This window comes from Paenarthrobacter sp. JL.01a, assembly GCF_025452095.1.
Classification (GTDB): Bacteria; Actinomycetota; Actinomycetes; order Actinomycetales; family Micrococcaceae; genus Arthrobacter.
Genome location: NZ_CP104877.1, coordinates 3,603,562 through 3,620,574, shown reverse-complemented (window position 1 = coordinate 3,620,574; position 17,013 = coordinate 3,603,562). Strand labels below are relative to the sequence as shown.

The window sequence follows — 17,013 nt, the reverse complement described above, 5'->3', positions numbered from 1 at the left end:
CTGTTGTGGAATTCGCTTAAATCGTTGAATGGATTGAACGGGCGATTCATAATACAAACAGAAATTGGAGACAGAAGAAATGCAGGAAAAAGATATACAAGGCTTGGCTGAAACCATCAGAACTCAGCGTCAGAAGCTTGGCCTTTCAGCCAGTGAGGTTGCCCGACAGGCAGGCGTGGCCAAAGGCACCATTACGCGGCTGGAGTTGGGGCAAATCGCCAATCCTCGCATGGATAACCTGCGTGCCATCGCTGACGTTCTCCAGCTTCCGCTCACCGACATCCTGGCGGAGTCGAGTCTGCTGCGCGGCTCCGACCTCCCGACACTCAGTCCGTATCTCCGGACGAAGTTCAAAGATATGCCCGACAGCGCAGTCCGTGAAATTGAAGACCATTTCCGTGATGTCGCCGCCCGGCATGGCATCGATATAAATACCGGTCCAGCCCCAGGCGAGGACGAATAACGCAACGACTTCTCAGAAAGGAGAAAGCCATGACCAACGAACATATTTCTACATATATCGAACGGAGCGTCCTGGCTACTCTCCGAGGCCTTATTCCTAACAGGGAAGTTCGTTCCCAGGAAGAGGCCAAGCGTGTCGCCGAACACCAAGCCACCCGACTGCTGGAGCTCCATCGGATCGAGACTGGTCCAGTGCCGGTTGAATTCATCGCCGATCTGCCAAAGATTGAAATCGAGATCGTAGACGCTCCGGTCTCAGGCGCCAGCTTCTGGAACGGCACTAACTGGATCATTCAGCTCAACAAGCACGAACCCTACTGCCGCCAGCGGTTCACCTTGGCCCACGAGTACAAGCACATCATCGACCACAACCGCGCCGACGCTCTATACATCGGCAGCCGTGATGCCACCCCAGCCGAACAGGCTGAGCAGGCTGCCGATTACTTCGCCGGCTGCCTGCTGGTTCCCAAAAAGCTACTGAAGCGCGCGTACTACGGCGGTATGCAGCGTACGGCTGATCTCGCCGACTACTTCCAGGTTTCCGAAACCGCGATGACCGTACGCCTGCGCCAGACGGGCATCGTCGAACCTGCGCCGCGATGCACGCCGCAAAGCACCCCATTCTCCCGTTCATGGCAGTACCGCATGAATCGCCGCACCCAAATACAAGGAGTTTGACGATGACGATTGAAGAAGTCGAAGCACTGAGACCGCGTAAGGCAGTTCTGTACCTGCGCGTCTCAAGTAAGAAGCAAACGCAAACTGCCAGTGATATCGATAAGGATGGCAATTCCATCGCCACGCAGCGTGACATCTGCGAGCAGAAGGCGGAAGCCGTCAACGCGGACATCATTGAGGAATTTGTTGAGCCGGGCGTCTCCGCTCAGACCATCGAGAAGCGCCCGGTATTTCAATCCCTTCTCAGGTTCCTGCAAAACAACCGAGACGTTGACTACGTGATCGTCTACGCCCGCTCGCGTGCCTTCCGTAATTTCACGGACGCAGCGATTACGCGGCGTCATCTCGATAAGCTCGGCGTGCGCCTATTGTCTGCTCGTGAGGACTTTGGTGAAGGGACCTACGCCGTCGCGATGGAAGCTGTCACCGACATCATGAACCAGGTACAGAACCAGCTGAGCGGTGAAGATATCAGCATCAAGATGCGCAACAAAGCAATCAATGGCGGCACGTTGGGTAAGGCTCGGCTCGGATACCTCAACATACGCAAGGACATCGACGGGCGCATGATCAACAGCGTTGGGCTCGACGATGTCAGGGCACCGCTCGTCCTCAAGGCCTTCGAGCTGTACGCCACTAACCTCTATTCAATTGAACAGCTGGAAGCGACGATGGCGGATCTCGGCCTAACCAATCGCCAGACCGCACGGTTCCCTGAAGGGCCCGTCTCAGCCAGCAAGCTGCATCAGATGCTGAAGGACCCGTATTACGTCGGGTATGTCGTCTACAAGGGCGACGCCTATCCCGGACGGCATGAGCCAATCATTGGCCAAGACTTGTTCGATCAAGTGCAAGATATTTTGAACTCCCGGAGTGGTGCCGGCTCGCGTGACCGCATCCACAACCACTTCCTCAAAGGCATGCTCTACTGCGGCAAGTGCTTCAAGCTCGGCCGACAGAGCCGTGTCATCTATACGAAAGTAAAGGGGAGAGGGGGCACCCCTCACGAATACTTCTTTTGCAGAGCTCGCCAGGAGGGCAAGTGCGACCTTCCGTATCTGCCCGCTTATCTGGTCGAGGACAGTGTGGCCGACTCTTACGGCCGACTCGTTCTCGACGAGGATTTCAAACAGGATGTGCGCAGGCGACTGGAAGAGGCCCTTCTCGGTGAGCAGAAGGACATCAAGGAGATGTATGCGCGCTACACCAATCAACTGAAGGAGGTCGAAGCCAAGGAGAGTCGCCTCGTCGACGTTGCTGCTGACGGCATCCTGCCTGTATCGAAGGTTCGCGAGAAGATGCACGAGCTGCGTGTGCAACGTTCCCGTATTGAAGACAGTCTCGCCAATATCGGCGAAGAGATTGCCGTTGGTGGCCAGCTGCTGACCAATGCGCTCGATCAGCTTGCAGACCCGAAGGCGTACTACGAGAAGGCGACAGACAAGGTTCGGCGGCTCCTCAACGAATCCTTCTTCTTGCGATTCTTTGTCCATCACGACGGCGCGGTGGGAGCGGATCTCAACGAACCCTTTGACGACATCTTCGCCGCTCAGATCGCCTTTCGCGCGTCCAAAACGCCACAGGCGGTATCTGGTCCAGGATCGTCCCGATCGTCCCAAATAGGGCCGTTTTTGGACGATTCAGGCGTACTTGCCGCACAATTCCGGGGAACCAAAAATGGCGCCGATTTCTCGACGCCATCTCTGTTGTTCAAACTAAAGTCGGTCTATTCAAACCATGGTTCGAATAAAGCGACTCTGGTCGGGATGACAGGATTTGAACCTGCGACCTCTTCGTCCCGAACGAAGCGCGCTACCAAGCTGCGCTACATCCCGATCCGCTGCGAAAGCAACTGTTCAAGGATAGCTGAATCGCTGCGGGATGCGAAATCGGGGAGTGGGTGTTCCTCGCCACACTCGCCCCAGACGCCACGACTACACCAACGAATCCCGCCAGGCCCCGTGTAGCCGGGCAAACCGGCCACCCCCGCTGATCAGCTCGGCCGGCGAGCCATCTTCAACAATGCGTCCGTCGTGGACCACCAGCACCCTGTCCGCCGTCTCAACGGTTGAGAGCCGGTGGGCGATGATGATGGCAGTGCGGGCATCGTTCCCGCCGGCGACACCCTCCAGCAGCTGGGCCAGTCCCTGCTGGACCATGCGCTCGGAAGGAATGTCCAGGGACGACGTCGCCTCATCCAGGATCAATACCGCAGGCGCGGCGAGGAATGCCCGTGCGAAGCCGATGAGCTGCCGCTGCCCGGAGGACACCCGGCCACCGCGCTTGTTGACGTCGGTGTCGTAGCCTTCGGGAAGGCTCATGATGAAGTCGTGGGCACCCACTGCCGCAGCAGCCGCCTCAATCTCGGCGCGTGAAGCTTCCGGGCGACCCAGGGCGATGTTGTCGGCAACCGAACCGCTGAAGAGGAAGGCCTCCTGGGTCACCATCACCACGGCGCGGCGCAGGTCCGTGGTAGCCAAGTCGCGCAGATCTACCCCGTCCAGGGTGATGGAGCCGGACGTGACGTCGTAGAAGCGGGCGATGAGTTTCGCCAGTGTGGATTTGCCGGCACCTGTCTGTCCCACCAGGGCCACGGTTTGCCCTGCGGGGATGTGCAGGTCCAGGGCAGGAACAACCAGTTGGCCGTCGCTGTAGCCGAACTCCACGCCCTTGAAGTCGATCTCACCCCGTGAACTCTTCAGCGGCACCGGGTTCTTCGGCGGACGCACCGTGGGCACTTCCTCAAGCAGCCCCGAGACCTTCTCCAATGCGGCCTGGGCACTCTGGAACGAGTTGTAGAACATCGCCATCTGGTCAACGGGCTGGAAGAAGCGCTTGGTGGAGAGGATAAGTGCCAGCAGGACACCCACCGCGAGCTCGCCGCTGAGCACCCGGAAGCCTCCGAACAGCAGGACCACGGCTACGCAGACGTTGCCGATCAACACCAACCCTGGCTGGAAGATGCCGTTCAGGTTGATCGAGCGGACAGTGTTCTTGCGGTAGTCCTCGGCCAACTCGCCATAGCGGGCTGCGTTCTCGGGCTCCTTGCGGAAGGCCTTCACTGCACGGATGCCGGTCATGGTCTCCACGAAGTGCACGATCAGTCGCGCCGAGACTACGCGGGACTCCCGGAACGCGATCTGCGAGTGCTTCTGGTACCAGCGGGCCAGGAAGAACATCGGGACGCCGGCCGCAAGCATGATCAAGCCACTGCGCCAATCCAACGCGAACACCGTGAAAGCGGTGAACACCATGAACAGCATGCCCGAAGCCAAGGAACTGACGCCGGAATCCAGAAGCTCCCGCAGCGCTTCCAGGTCAGAAGTCTGCCGGGCAATAATGCGTCCCGAGGTGTATTTCTCGTGGAATTCCAGGCTCAGGCGCTGCGTGTGCCGGAAAACGCGGAGCCGGAGGTCCAGGAGCATCGCCTGGCTCAGCCGGGCCGTGGAGGTCACGTAGAGCGCGGTCATTCCGGCTGTCGCAACTGCGGCGGCCAAGTAGAGCGAGCCAGCCAACACCAACGGACCGTTGTCGCCGGACTGAAGTGCCGGGAGTGCGTGGTCGATGCCGAACGCGATCAGCGCCGGCCCCGCAACCCGGGTGAGCTGTGAAACCACCACCATCACGATCGTCAGCCAGAAACGCAACCGCACCGGTCGGATGAGCGAGGCAAGCAAGGCGAGCGACCGGCGTCGTACGGCTTTGCTGTCTGCTTTGCTGAGGAGGGTGTTGTCCTCATTGGCGGTACCAAAGGTGGTGGCGCTCACCGGCGGGCCTCCTCAGCTTCTTCGAGCTCGTCCAGTTCGGTATCGAGGTCTTTCGGGCCCGCGTCCAGGCTGGCGATGACGTAGCGGTAGTGGTCGTTTTCGGCCAACAGTTCCGTATGGGTTCCGACGGCGGTGATGGTCCCGTTTTGGAGCAACGCCACCCGGTCCGCCAATGCCACAGTGGAAGGACGGTGCGCGACGATTAACGTGGTGGTCTCACGGAGGACCTCGCGCAAGCGGGCTTCCACGCGTTCCTCGGTGTTTACGTCCAGGGCGGACAGGGGATCATCGAGGACCAGGACTTTCGGCGCTGCGGCGATGGCGCGGGCCAGGGCAATGCGTTGCCGCTGGCCGCCGGACAAACTCAGGCCTTCCTCGCCGATCAGCGTGTCAACGCCCTCGGGCAGGGAGTACGCAAACTGGGCCTGCGCGACGTCCAACGCCTCGTCCAGGGCAGCATCGCTGGGATCCGGCGCGCCCAGGAGCACGTTGTCCCGGACCGAACTGGAGAAGAGCGTGGTGTCCTCGAAGGCTACGGCCACGATCCTGCGCAGTTCCGCGATGTCGTAATTGCGGACGTCCACGCCGTCGATGGTCACTGCGCCGGCCGTCACGTCGTAGAGGCGGGGGACCAGTTGAAGCAGCGCGCTCTTTCCGCTTCCCGTGATGCCCACGAGGGCCATGGTTTCGCCGGGACGGATGTCCAGGGTGATGTCGTGCAGGAGGGTGCCGCCGTCGTCGAACCCGAAACTTGCGTGCTCAAAACGCAAGGCGCCTTTGACGGTTACCGGGACCACCGGCACGTCCGGAGACGTGATGGTGTTTTCGGTGTCCATGACCTCGAAGTGGCGGTCCAGAGCGGTCTTTGCCGTCAGTGCCATCGCCAGAAGCATGCCGGAAAATTCAACGGGGGTAGCCACAACCGCCGCGGTAGCGAAGAAGGCAACGAGCGCGCCGATGCTGAGCTGACCGCTGGCGGCCAGCATGATGCCCACCACCAGTCCGACGCCCAGCGCGAGCTCAGGCAGCAGGGTGACCACCAGCGTGAAACCGGCCTGCTGTTTGGCTTTGGCGATCTCGGTCTGGCGCAGCTCCTCGGCCTGGCCATTGAAGTTTTCCAGCGCCTCACGGCTCCGTCCGAACGCCTTCAGGACGCGGATGCCGTGGACCGATTCTTCGACGGTGGTGGCGAGGTCGCCGGCCTGGTCCTGGCTGAGTCGAGTGACAAGGCTGAAGCGGCGGCGGAACCGGAAGGAATTGATCATGATCGGCACGGCCGCGGCCAGGAAGATGAGCGCCAGCTGCCAGCTCATGGAAAACATGACGCCGACGCCGATGATCACCGTCAGCGTCGTCACCACCAGCATGATCGCGCCGAACGCCATCCACCGGCGCAGGAAGCTAAGATCCGTCATGGCCCGCGAGAGCAACTGGCCCGAGCCCCAGCGGTCGTGGAACGCCACCGAGAGCTGCTGCAGGTGCCCGTAAAGGGTCACACGCATCCGGGTCTCAACCGTGGTGGCCGGATTGATCACGAACTGGCGGCGCAAGGCCACCAGTCCGGCTTCGGCCACGCCGAGGCCAAGAATCACGACGGCGGCAATCCAGACTGCTTCCGGGGAACCGCCGGGTTGTAACGAGTTGTTGACCAGGACCCGCAGAACCTGCGGGATGGTGAGTGCGACGATGCTGGCGAGCAGGGCGCAAATGAGGCCCATGACAAGGCGGGGGAGGATGGGCCGCACATGGGGATACAGGCGGCCGACGGAGGTGAAAAATGACGTTTGCTTGGACATGCCCGCTTCTCAACAGCTGGATCTTCAGATGGTGCGGAGGTGGTTTCCCGTAGCAACTACCCTATGCCATGGCGTGATTCGTTTCACAGGACCACGCAGCTCCGGTGAAATGTTTGACCCAGTTATTGAGGTTCGTAATGCTGCCCCGGGTTTAGTTGCGGGCTGGTTTAGTTGCGCGGCGTCAGCGTCAGCAGTACAGCCTCCGGGCGGCAGGCGATGCGGACCGGGGCGAAGCGGGAGGTGCCGATCCCGCCCGAGACGTTCACCGGCGTCGTGAATCCGTTGCTTTCCCAATCGTGGAGGCCCTTGGCGCGCCACGTGGGGAGGTCGCAATTGGAGACCAAGGCGCCGAAGCCGGGGACGCAGATCTGGCCACCGTGGGTGTGACCGGCGATGATCAGGTCGGCGCCCGCCTCGGTGAAGTGGTCCAACACGCGTTGGTACGGAGCGTGGATCACGGCGACTTTGAGGTGCGGCCGGGCATCCTGGTTCACGGTGCCGCGGGGCCAGCCGGCGTAGCGTTCGCGCCCCAAGTGGGGATCGTCTACGCCGGAGAAATCGAACCGCAGACCGTTGAACACCACCGACTGGGCGCGGTTGGTGAGGTCGATCCAGCCACTCATGCCGAAGGCGGAGCGGAGCTTGGGCCAGTCGAGCTGGAGGGGTTCCTTCTTGGGTTTCGACGGACCACGGAAGTAGCCCGCCGGGTTCTTGATCCGCGGCGCGTAGTAGTCGTTCGAGCCGGGAACGAAGACGCCGGGGAACTCCATCAGGGGCTTCAAGGCCTGGATGAGGGGGTCGATGGCCTTGGTGTGGCTCAAGTTGTCGCCCGTGTTCACCACGAGATCCGGCTTGAGGTCTGCCAGGGACTGCAACCACTGGGTCTTCTTGGCCTGTCCCGGGACAAAGTGAATGTCGCTCAGGTGCAGGACACGAAGGGGTGCCGAGCCCTCGGGGAGAATCGGCAACGTTTCGTGGCGGACCTCGAACTGGTCCTTCTCCCACCAGCCGTAGGCGGCAGCCGCAGTGCCTGCCGTTGCGCCCACGGCAGCAGTGACGGCAAAACCGCGCCCGAATGAACGGACGCGGTCTGCCAGCGAATCCCGGAACGTCACCCGTTAGTCCTTGCCCGGGGCGTCGCCGCTGTTTCCATTGCCGTTACCGTTGTTGCCGGTTCCGGTGGACGGCGCCGGGTTCGGCGCCTGCTTCGGCGTAGACGGCGTCGTGTTCGACGGCGTGTTGTTGCGTTGCGGTGTCGGTGCGCCCGTGAGGTTGGACGGCGGCTGCTGGAACGGGTTTGTGCCGTAGGCGGGAGCGACAGCCAACATGTAATTGGTGAACTGCGGGCCGGCGATCATGTAACCGTCAACGAAATCGTAGAACTTGCCGTTGACCGTGAGATTGCGTCCGTAGCGCGACTGGTTACCCAACGGGTCTCCGAACCAGGACGCTGTGGCGAGACCAGTGGTGTAGCCGACAACCCACGTGGAGCCGTTGGTGTCGTTGGTGCCGGTCTTGGCGGCAACAGGGAAGTTCTTGGAGTTCAAGGCAGGGCGGATCAGCGAGCCGGAACCTTGATCCAGCACCTTGCCCATGGCGTAGGCCACGCCCCGGGCTACCTCAGGTTTCACGGCGTCCTTGCAACTGGACGACTGGGCCGGAAGATCAGCGCCCGATTGGTCCTTCACCGAAGTAATGGCAATCGGTGCACAGTACTTCCCATCTGCTGCGAAGGTTGCAAAAGCCGCGGCCATGGTCAGGGGGGCGGTCTGGGTTGCACCGATCAGGTTAGACAGTCGAGTCATAGGCACCTGTGGGTTTGGATCCGTGACCTTGCCGGTGCCGTCTCGGGTCGGAAGCCCTCCGTGAATGCCGGTGGCGTCTACGATCCCTTGAATGCCACAGAGATCAACCTGTGACGCAGAGGCGAACGTTGCAGTGTTGATCGAGTTCATGAGGCCGTACAGCACCGTCATGTTCCTGTAGTAACCCTCGTCAGAGTTCTGAAGGTCGAAACTGCCAGGCACGTTTCTGTCGTAGAAGCCGTCGACTGGCGTCGGACAGGTGTTCTTCCACGGGAAGTTCTGCGGATAGTTTCGTCTGGAAGCATTGATGGTGGTTTCCATCGACTTGCCCTCGTTCAGCCACTGGGCGAACGTGAAGGGTTTCATCGTGGAACCGGGCTGGAACCCGCCAATGCCGTTGAGGTCGTTGCCGTTGGCGTCGAGCACATCAACGTTGAAGTTCTGTGTCTGATCGAACTTGCCCTCTTGAGGCAGCCAAACGGTGTTCTGGGCCATGCTGACGATCTGGCCCGTGCCCGGCTGGACAGAGACGATCGAGGCACCCCACTTGTCCGGGTTGGCACCTGCCGTGGCGTCGACCTGCTGCTGCGCCACGTTCTGGGCGGTCGGGTCAAGGGTGGTCTGAATGGTCAGGCCGCCGCGCATGACGCGCTTTTCGCGGTCTTCCTGCGTGTCACCGTAAGCCGGGTTGTTCAGCAGGAGGTGGAGAACGTAGTCGCAGAAGTACGGAGCCATCGAGGCGTAGGCACAACCCTGGCGGGCCGGGGTCACCTTGGTGGTGACCGGCGTGGCCACGGCTTCATCGTGCTGGGCCTGCGTGATCTTCTTCTGGGCCAACATGGCGTTGAGGACCAGGTCGCGGCGCACCTTTGAATTGTCCGGGTTGGTGATCGGATCAAAGGCCGACGGGCTGTTCACCAGGCCAGCCAGCAGGGCGGCTTGGGGAAGAGTCAGGTCTTTGGCGGTGGTGCTGAAGAAGAACTTCGATGCCGCTTCAATGCCGTAGGCGTCGCGGTTGAAGAAGACGATGTTGAGGTAGCCCTCAAGGATCTGCTCCTTGGAGAACTTCTTCTCCAGGGCGATCGCGAGCTTCATTTCGCGGAGCTTGTCACCCACGCCCTTGTTGACACCGTTGAGCAGGACGTCGTCGCCCTTGCCGGAGGCCACCAATGACTCGTTGATGACGTTGTTCACGTACTGCTGGGTGATGGTGGACGCACCCTGCTTGTTGCCTCGGGCGGTGCTCACCAGTGCTCGCATGATGCCCGTAGTGTCGATGCCGCCGTGCTCATAAAAACGGCTGTCCTCAATGGAGATGACAGCGTCCTTGATAAACGGGCTCATCGCGTCCAGCGGAACCTTGGTCCGGTTCTCCGCGTAGATCGAGGCGATCGGCGTACCGTCCTTCGCCAGGATCGTGGTGTTCTGGCTGGGCGGATCCACCTGCAGCTCCGCCGGCAGAGTGTCAAAGAACTGGATGGAACCACTTGCGGCACTGCCCGAGACGGCTGCGGCCGGGACAAGAAGTCCAGCCACCAGGACGCCACAGATCGCACTCACGCCAAGGAAACCTAATATCTTTCCGAGGGTGGTGGCAGTGTCGAATATGGGGTTCTTGCGAGTCACCATGTTTTCCAGTTTACCGGCACGGGCTAGGCTTTCTGTCATGACCAAATGGGAGTACGCCACGATTCCGCTTATTATTCACGCCACCAAGCAGATCCTGGACCAGTGGGGCGAAGACGGCTGGGAGCTTGTCCAGGTTGTCGGCGGCCCCGATGGCAAAGGCCTTGTCGCATACCTGAAGAGGGAGAAGCAGTAACCATGACCACCCCCGCAGAAACCACCTCTCCCGCGGAATCCGGCGCCCCGACGTCGGCCGTCGAGCAGCGTCTGGCCGAGCTCGGACTGACCCTTCCCGAGGTCGCTGCCCCCGTGGCTGCCTACGTGCCCGCCGTCGTCTCCGGCAACTACGTTTACACCTCCGGACAGCTGCCCTTTATTAACGGCAAACTCGAAGCTACGGGCAAGGTCTCGCTGGGCGAGTTGGGCGCGTCGGACGAAGCAACCGTCGATCCCGAGGAAGCCAAGCGCTACGCCGCCGTATGCGCAATTAACGCCCTGGCCGCCGTCAAGAGTGTCATCGGCGACCTCGACCGCGTCACCCGCATCGTCAAGGTGGTCGGCTTCGTTGCCTCCGAGCCCACCTTCACCGGCCAGCCCGGCGTCATCAACGGTGCTTCCGAACTTCTGGGACAGGTATTCGGCGACGCCGGCATTCACGCCCGTTCCGCCGTCGGCGTTTCTGTCCTGCCCCTCGACTCTCCCGTAGAGGTCGAGCTCATCGCTGAATTCAGCTAAGGAACCGGTTCACCGAAGTGCCGCAGCTTGCCCGTCGCCTGTTTGTACTGCCCCCCGCACTCGAAGGGGCAGCACAAAACTGGCTTGAGCTCGGCGAGCGGACCCCCAGGGCCGCCCGCTATGCCTCATCTGTTGTCCTTTTGCGCGATTCACCCTCCGGCTTGGAGACCTGGCTTGGATACCGGCCTGGTTCCTCGCCGTTGGGAGTCGTGGCGTTTCCCGGCGGGTCCCTGGACCCGTCCGACGACGACCCCATCGCTTGGGTGGGTCCCTCACCCCAGCAGTGGGCTGAGCAGATGGGGACGGACGACGTCGGGCTCGCCCGCCGTCACGTGGTAGGCGCCATCCGTGAGCTCTTCGAAGAGACCGGTGTCCTGCTGGCAGGTCCGGATGCCTCCTCCACTGTGGAGGCCAACTCCACCGTGGAGTGGATGCGGGCCCGCGAAGCCGTAGCCGCCCAGGAGAAGTCCTTCACGGAGGTGCTCACCAAGCGTGGGCTTGCCCTGCGGACCGATCTGCTGAAACCGCTGGTCAACTGGCTCAGCCCGGACTTCGCCCACACGCGGTTCAACACCCGGTACTTCGCGGCCACGGTTCCGGTGAACCAGCAGCCCAGCATCCTTGGCAGCAAGGGTGTGTGGGGCCGTTGGGTGTCGGCGTCCGAGGCCATTGCCCTGCGCGATACTCCCGCCTTGGGCGATGAGATCGGCCAGCCAAACACCGTCGGCCTGAACTTGGGCCAGCTTTTGGTGCCGGGCTCGGAGATCATGCTCGAGAAGATGGCCCACGCCAATGGATGCATCGCGTACCTGAGCTACAAGCGCAAAGCGCACGTGTATCAGCCCAAGCTGGTGGACGAAGGCGGGCAGCTCATGCTCGAAGTCGAAGCCGCACGCACCGTCGCCGGCGAGCCCCAGCGCGAACGCTGACCCTCGCTCACATCCCACCGGCTTGAGCCGAACGCTCGCTCACATCCCACCGGCTTGAGCCGAACGCTCGCTCACCAAGACACCAAAAAAGCCGCCCCGGCGTCGAACCGGGGCGGCTTTTTCGTGAAGCTCTTTAGCGCGAACGCTGGCGGAGTCGCTGCATGTCCAGGATGACGACGGCGCGGGCTTCCAACCGCAGCCAGCCGCGCTGAACGAACTCGGCCAGTGCCTTGTTGACGGTTTCGCGGGAAGCGCCCACCAGCTGGGCCAGTTCTTCCTGGGTGAGCTCGTGGGCGACCAAGACGCCGTCGGTGGCCGGACGGCCGAAGCGGTCGGCGAGGTCCAGGAGCGCCTTGGCAACGCGGCCCGGCACGTCGGAGAAGACGAGGTCGGACAAGGAATCGTTGGTCCGGCGCAGGCGGCGGGCCAGTGCCTGCAGCAGCTGGGCGGAAACCTCGGGACGCGTGCGGAGCAGGGCGTTGAGGCTCTCGTTCTTCAGGCCCGCAAGGCGCGTTTCGGAAACGGCGGTGGCCGTGGCGGTACGCGGGCTGGGGTCGAACAACGCCATTTCGCCGAAGAGTTCGCCCGGGCCGAGGATGGCCAGCAGGGACTCACGGCCGTCGGGGGAGGTACGGCCGAGCTTCACCTTGCCGGAAACGATGAAGTAGAGCTGGTCACCCTGGTCGCCTTCGCGGAACACGGAAGCTCCACGTGAAAGGTCCACCTCGGTGAGTTCGTCCGTCAGCAGGCGGAATGCGTCGTCGTCAAGGGTGGCGAAGAGGGGTGCGCGGCGCAATACCTCGATGTCCATGAAATCTCCTGAATATAAGTTTCGGTCGTGGCGCTCCAGCCATTGTTTCAGAATTTTTGAGCTTCTGTGACGTACTTGGCACGTGAAACGCTGAAATGGCGCGGGTTGGCGGCGTTCAAGGCCCGAAGGACCGCCTTAAAACAACCTTTGACCGTGACCCCATGGTGATGTGACTAACGGTTGGCTGTCAGGGTCCACAACTACAATTGGCGCTACCCGGCTATGAGGAGCATTGGTGTTTGGCTTGACGATATTGGATTTGGCATTGATTTTGATGCTCCTGTCCTACTTGATCTATGGCCTGCGCAACGGCTTCATGGTCACATTGGGCGGTATTGCCGGATTCATCGTCGGCGCCATCGCCGCATTCGTGGCAGTGCCGCTCGTCAGCAACTGGGTGACCGACAGCGGCTGGAGGCTGGCCGCCACGGTGGGCGCCGCCGTCGTACTCATCGCTTTGGGGCATGGGCTTGGGACCATGATTGGCCGCAAAGTCCGCCACGCCGTGCGGATCAAGCCGTTGCATGCGGCGGACCGCCTGATCGGTGGCGTGGTGAGCGTGGTGGTGGCCGCGCTGGTGATGTCCATGCTGGCGTTCAGCATCAGTTCCCTTGGCGTGCCGTTTGTGTCGCAGCAATTGGCCGAGTCCCGGGTGATCCGCTACATCGACAACATGACTCCCACGCCCGTCAAGAGCACCATGGCGCAGCTGCGGTCCACGGTGATCGGCGACGGCATTCCTAAGCTGATTGAGGGCATCGGGCCAGGGACGCCGGTGCCGGTTCCCAACGAGTCCACCGATACTCCGGCCTTGAACCGGGCCGCCGAATCCGTGCTGAAGATCGCCGGAACGGCCTTCGAGTGCGGTCAGAACCAGACCGGTTCCGGATTCGTCGTTTCGCCCGGGCGCGTCGTCACCAACGCGCACGTCGTGGCGGGCGTGTCGCAGCCCGTTGTGGAAATTCCCGACGGCGGTGCGTTGCCAGGTCGCGTGGTCTACTTCGACCCACAGCGGGACATCGCAGTGCTGGCCGTGGATGGCCTGAAGTCCAGTCCGTTGCCGCTGAGCGCGGACCTGCCGGGTGGAAGCCCGGCAGCGTTTGCCGGCTACCCGCATGGCGGTCCCTTCCAGTCGAAGCCCGCTACAGTGCAGGGGATTTCACCGATCCTGGTTCCGGATATTTATGGCAACAATCCTTCGCCGGAGCTGGTGTACAAGCTGGCCGGGGATGTCCAGCCCGGAAACTCGGGCGGACCCCTGTTGACGATGGACGGCCAGGTAGCCGGCCTGATCTTCGCCAAGACCACCACGGATGCGGCCTTGGGCTTCGCCTTGACCATGACCGACGTGGAGCCCGTGGCGGCGCAGGCCCCAGGCCTCAGTGAGCAGGTCTCCGCCGGGCAGTGCACCCGCAAGTAACCAGCCCTCTCTCACATCACCCGGGCATTTGGGCGGCCCTCTCTCACATAGTGACTGTTTTTAGGGCACGCTCTCTCACCTAATGAGCGCAATTCCCGGACGCTCTCTCGCGGCGATAGATTGGGAGCCATGACTGAAGCCACCCCCGCCACCGAAGCCGGTCGCGGCACCATCCTTGTGATCAATGGACCCAACCTCAACCTTCTGGGCACACGCGAGCCCGAGAAGTACGGAACCTCCACGTTGGCCGACGTCGAGCACCTCGCCATGACGGCGGCCACCACGCATGGCTTCACGGTGGATTGTGTGCAGTCCAACCACGAAGGTGACCTGGTGGACGCCATCCATGCAGCCCGCGGTACCGCCGTCGGCATCGTCATCAACGCGGGTGCTTACACGCACACGTCCGTGGCACTACGGGATGCCATCGCGGCCGTGCAGTTGCCCGCCGTCGAGGTCCACATCACCAACGTCCACCAGCGCGAAGAGTTCCGGCACCACTCGTACCTCTCCGGAGTTTGCAACGCGATCGTCGTTGGCGCAGGCGTGCTCGGGTACAAGCTGGCGATCGATTACCTGGCTGACGCCGTCTAGCGCTCCGGCGCCGGTGAGTGAGGGGTCCCGGGAAGCCTGTGGGATGTGAGTGAGGGTTCCCGGGAACCTGTTGGTATGTGAGCGAGGGTTCCCGGGAACCTGTTGGTATGTGAGCGAGGGTTCCCGGGAAGCCTGTGGGATGTGATGGAGCGTTACAGGGCGGTGAGCCGCAGCACGATGGCGTGCTCCGGGTTCAGCACGGGCATCGGGAGCCCGACTTCGTCCAGGAAACGCCCGCTGGCCTCCGCCCCTGAGGCCAACCAAGGAGCTGGCTTGGCCTCGGTAAACGTGTGCCCGCAGTCCGCGTCGGCGGGGGTCGGGAAGAGGAGCTCCACGCGGTAGGAACGCAGCGGATCGAGCCCCGGAATCGCCACCCGGCCCGGGAGTTCGCTCAAGCCCGTCCGGGTCTTGACCACGGCGAACAGGGCCGCTGTGGCACCTGCGGGAGTGCCGCCGTCGTGCTCTGAAGCAACCACGCCATGCACCATCAGCGACTCGTCAGGGACATCCGCGCGGACCATCCGTCCACTGTGGATGAGAGCCCGGTGCTCCTTGTACAACGCGATGAAGCGCTTGAGTTCCTCGCGCTCGGCGCCCGCAGCGGACCGGACGTCCCACTCCATGCCGAAGTGCCCGAACAAGGCCGTGATGGCGCGGAAGGAGAGGTCGTGCGTGCGGCCGGTGGTGTGGGAGGTGGTGGGGCCGACGTGCCCGCCGACCAGTTCGGGCGGAACCACGACGCCGGTCCAGCGCTGGATGGTCTGCCGCTCCAGTGCATCGTTGCAGTCCGAAGCCCAGATCCGGTCCGTCCGTTCCAGGATCCCCAGGTCCACGCGGGCGCCACCGGAGGAGCAGCTCTCAATCTCCACACCCGGGTGGGACGCCCGCAAGGCATCGAACAGCCGGTAGGCGGCCAATGTTTGCTCGTGCACTGACGCCCTGCCTGCGTGACCGTGTTCCAACAGGTCCCGGTTCTGGTCCCACTTGAGGTAGCTGATGTTGTTCTCCCTCAGCAGGGCATCGATGCGGTCAAAGATGTACTGCCACGCTTCCGGGTTCACGAGGTCAACCACGTGCTGCTGCCGCCACTCCAAGGGGAGCCGCCCGCCTTCCTTGTGGGACACGGCAGCAGGGCCAACGATCCACTCCGGATGCTCCCGGGCAACGTCCGAATCCAAGTTGACCATTTCCGGCTCCACCCACAGCCCGAACTCCATGCCGCGGGAGGTCACGGCGTCGATCAGGGGAGTGAGGCCCGAAGGCCAGAGAGTCTCGTCCACGTACCAATCGCCCAGCCCGGCGTGGTCGTCGCGGCGCCCGCGGAACCACCCGTCGTCGAGCACGAAACGCTCAACGCCAAGGTCGGCAGCCGACTCCGCCAGCGCGATCAAGGTGTCCAAATTGTGGTCGAAGTACACCGCTTCCCAGGTGTTGAGGACTACTGGGCGTGGCTTGTCCACATGGTGGGGACGTGAGCGGAACCAGCTGTAAAACGCCTCGCTGATGCCGTCGAGTCCACGGTCTGAGTACGCGGCGAACAGTGCCGGAGTCGTATAGCTGTCACCTGGTTGCAGCACCACTTCAGCCGCGCCCAGGAGCTCCGAACCGCCCACCATGGTGCGGCCATCGGCCACGCTGTCCGCGAATTGCTCATGGTTGCCGCTCCATGCCAGATGCGTGGCCCACACCTTGCCATGGCGGTTTCCAAAACCGGCGGTCCCGGCGGCCAGCAGCACCGACGAATCATGCCCGGTGCGGCCGTGGCGGCCGGTGCGCACCCACGTACCTTGCTGGATTGCCCGTCGCTGCGGGTGCCGCTCACGGCACCAGCGCCCGGTCAGGTCCAAAAGCTCGACGGCGTCCGGCGCCACCGGAAGCATGGTGGCCAGCTCATCCACCTGGAAAGGCGAAGAGCCGTCGTTGGTCACGGTGTGCTTCAGTTCCAGAAGCCCGCCCGGATGCAAGGTGACATTGCTGGTCACCGTGATACCGGCGTCGGGATCCGACTGAAGCACGACGGCGGTACTGCCGTCCATCGTCGCACTCACCACGCGCAGGCGCACCGAGAAGTCGAAGCCGGGTACGCCGTCTGCGATGCGGTGACCACGCAGCCCAGGCCGGCCCTGCCACGACGACGAGGCCTGGGGGAGGAGCCCGGCAGGAACGTTGGCGTCGATCGAGGACGGCGGGATGGGCTCGTTGAGGATGGCGAGGTCGGGCAGGGAATCGCCCAGGTCTGCTCCCCAGTGGGTTATCTCAGCCTCTCCTCGGTGGGTGCTGATCACCAGGCTGGTACCTGCGGAACGGAGATGGAGCGGTTGCATGTATGAGTCGCTTTCAGGAGCTGGAGTTGGGTGTTGCGGGGCCTGCTCTGCGTGCTTTGCGGGGGT

The 17,013-nt window shown here is 62.6% G+C and carries 14 protein-coding genes, 1 tRNA gene and 1 pseudogene; 8 read left to right on the top strand and 8 right to left on the bottom strand.

Annotated elements, in window-relative coordinates; all coding sequences use genetic code 11:
* Positions 1-64: 64 nt before the first annotated feature.
* From N5P29_RS17125 to N5P29_RS21110, 3 genes and pseudogenes are all read left to right on the top strand, one after another.
* The gene (locus N5P29_RS17125; RefSeq protein ID WP_262276004.1) at positions 65-463 is read left to right on the top strand and encodes a helix-turn-helix domain-containing protein; all 399 of its coding nucleotides are present in this window, start codon (positions 65-67) and stop codon (positions 461-463) included.
* A gap of 29 nt (positions 464-492) precedes the next feature.
* On the top strand, positions 493-1,140 hold the full coding sequence (locus N5P29_RS17120) for an ImmA/IrrE family metallo-endopeptidase (protein ID WP_262276003.1): 648 nt from the start codon (positions 493-495) through the stop codon (positions 1,138-1,140).
* A pseudogene (locus N5P29_RS21110) lies at positions 1,062-1,952 on the top strand (recombinase family protein); the annotation flags it as partial. The gene N5P29_RS17120 and the pseudogene N5P29_RS21110, both read left to right, overlap by 79 nt.
* On the opposite strand, the gene N5P29_RS17110 reads toward N5P29_RS21110, so the two are convergent.
* The 6 genes from N5P29_RS17110 to N5P29_RS17085 form a co-directional block, all read right to left on the bottom strand.
* Positions 1,869-2,636, bottom strand: coding sequence for a hypothetical protein (locus N5P29_RS17110; protein ID WP_262276001.1), 768 nt, complete (start codon positions 2,634-2,636; stop codon positions 1,869-1,871). The pseudogene N5P29_RS21110 and the gene N5P29_RS17110 sit on opposite strands and share 84 nt — an antisense overlap.
* A gap of 262 nt (positions 2,637-2,898) precedes the next feature.
* Positions 2,899-2,975: transfer RNA gene (locus N5P29_RS17105), tRNA-Pro, on the bottom strand.
* A gap of 99 nt (positions 2,976-3,074) precedes the next feature.
* A complete protein-coding gene (locus N5P29_RS17100) occupies positions 3,075-4,907 on the bottom strand; it encodes an ABC transporter ATP-binding protein (RefSeq protein WP_262276000.1) in 1,833 nt (610 codons plus the stop codon).
* Positions 4,904-6,703: an ABC transporter ATP-binding protein gene (locus N5P29_RS17095; protein ID WP_262275999.1), complete on the bottom strand. Its 1,800-nt coding sequence runs from the start codon at positions 6,701-6,703 to the stop codon at positions 4,904-4,906. Before N5P29_RS17095 ends, N5P29_RS17100 begins: the two co-directional genes overlap by 4 nt.
* Positions 6,704-6,870: 167 nt before the next feature.
* Positions 6,871-7,818, bottom strand: a complete 948-nt coding sequence (locus N5P29_RS17090) for a metallophosphoesterase (protein ID WP_262275998.1) — start codon at positions 7,816-7,818, stop codon at positions 6,871-6,873.
* A gap of 3 nt (positions 7,819-7,821) precedes the next feature.
* Positions 7,822-10,176: a transglycosylase domain-containing protein gene (locus N5P29_RS17085; RefSeq protein ID WP_262275997.1), complete on the bottom strand. Its 2,355-nt coding sequence runs from the start codon at positions 10,174-10,176 to the stop codon at positions 7,822-7,824.
* On the opposite strand from N5P29_RS17085, the gene N5P29_RS17080 reads away from it, so the two are divergent.
* From N5P29_RS17080 to N5P29_RS17070, 3 genes are read left to right on the top strand one after another with little or no spacing between them, the layout of a single operon-like run.
* Positions 10,175-10,330 carry a Sp36 family protein gene (locus N5P29_RS17080; RefSeq protein ID WP_011775990.1) on the top strand — a complete coding sequence of 52 codons (156 nt, stop codon included), beginning with the start codon at positions 10,175-10,177 and terminating at the stop codon, positions 10,328-10,330. The genes N5P29_RS17085 and N5P29_RS17080 overlap by 2 nt on opposite strands.
* 2 nt (positions 10,331-10,332) lie before the next feature.
* A complete protein-coding gene (locus tag N5P29_RS17075) occupies positions 10,333-10,869 on the top strand; it encodes a RidA family protein (protein WP_144663380.1) in 537 nt (178 codons plus the stop codon).
* Between the two features lie 17 nt (positions 10,870-10,886).
* Positions 10,887-11,798, top strand: coding sequence for an NUDIX hydrolase (locus tag N5P29_RS17070; protein WP_262275996.1), 912 nt, complete (start codon positions 10,887-10,889; stop codon positions 11,796-11,798).
* 133 nt (positions 11,799-11,931) lie between these two features.
* Here the strand turns inward: N5P29_RS17070 and N5P29_RS17065 are convergent, their stop codons facing one another.
* Positions 11,932-12,609 carry a Crp/Fnr family transcriptional regulator gene (locus tag N5P29_RS17065; RefSeq protein ID WP_011775987.1) on the bottom strand — a complete coding sequence of 226 codons (678 nt, stop codon included), beginning with the start codon at positions 12,607-12,609 and terminating at the stop codon, positions 11,932-11,934.
* A gap of 235 nt (positions 12,610-12,844) precedes the next feature.
* Here N5P29_RS17065 and N5P29_RS17060 point away from each other — a divergent pair, with 235 nt between their 5' ends.
* Together N5P29_RS17060 and aroQ are read left to right on the top strand one after the other, a co-directional pair.
* Positions 12,845-14,029 (top strand): MarP family serine protease, encoded by a 1,185-nt coding sequence (locus N5P29_RS17060; RefSeq protein ID WP_262275995.1) that lies wholly within the window; start codon positions 12,845-12,847, stop codon positions 14,027-14,029.
* A 129-nt stretch (positions 14,030-14,158) separates the two neighbouring features.
* On the top strand, positions 14,159-14,623 hold the full coding sequence (aroQ, locus tag N5P29_RS17055; protein WP_262275994.1) for a type II 3-dehydroquinate dehydratase: 465 nt from the start codon (positions 14,159-14,161) through the stop codon (positions 14,621-14,623).
* 152 nt (positions 14,624-14,775) lie between these two features.
* Here the strand turns inward: aroQ and N5P29_RS17050 are convergent, their stop codons facing one another.
* Positions 14,776-16,947: an alpha-galactosidase gene (locus N5P29_RS17050; protein WP_262275993.1), complete on the bottom strand. Its 2,172-nt coding sequence runs from the start codon at positions 16,945-16,947 to the stop codon at positions 14,776-14,778.
* Positions 16,948-17,013 lie beyond the last annotated feature (66 nt).

Excerpts from the sequence above, each read along its gene's own strand:
- N5P29_RS17120 (WP_262276003.1), top strand. The coding sequence starts at position 493 with ATGACCAACGAACATATTTCTACATATATCGAACGGAGCGTCCTGGCT.
- aroQ (WP_262275994.1), top strand. The coding sequence starts at position 14,159 with ATGACTGAAGCCACCCCCGCCACCGAAGCCGGTCGCGGCACCATCCTT.
- N5P29_RS17065 (WP_011775987.1), bottom strand. The coding sequence starts at position 12,609 with ATGGACATCGAGGTATTGCGCCGCGCACCCCTCTTCGCCACCCTTGAC.
- N5P29_RS17095 (WP_262275999.1), bottom strand. The coding sequence starts at position 6,703 with ATGTCCAAGCAAACGTCATTTTTCACCTCCGTCGGCCGCCTGTATCCC.
- N5P29_RS17050 (WP_262275993.1), bottom strand. The coding sequence starts at position 16,947 with ATGCAACCGCTCCATCTCCGTTCCGCAGGTACCAGCCTGGTGATCAGC.
- N5P29_RS17080 (WP_011775990.1), top strand. The coding sequence starts at position 10,175 with ATGACCAAATGGGAGTACGCCACGATTCCGCTTATTATTCACGCCACC.
- N5P29_RS17075 (WP_144663380.1), top strand. The coding sequence starts at position 10,333 with ATGACCACCCCCGCAGAAACCACCTCTCCCGCGGAATCCGGCGCCCCG.
- N5P29_RS17085 (WP_262275997.1), bottom strand. The coding sequence starts at position 10,176 with ATGACAGAAAGCCTAGCCCGTGCCGGTAAACTGGAAAACATGGTGACT.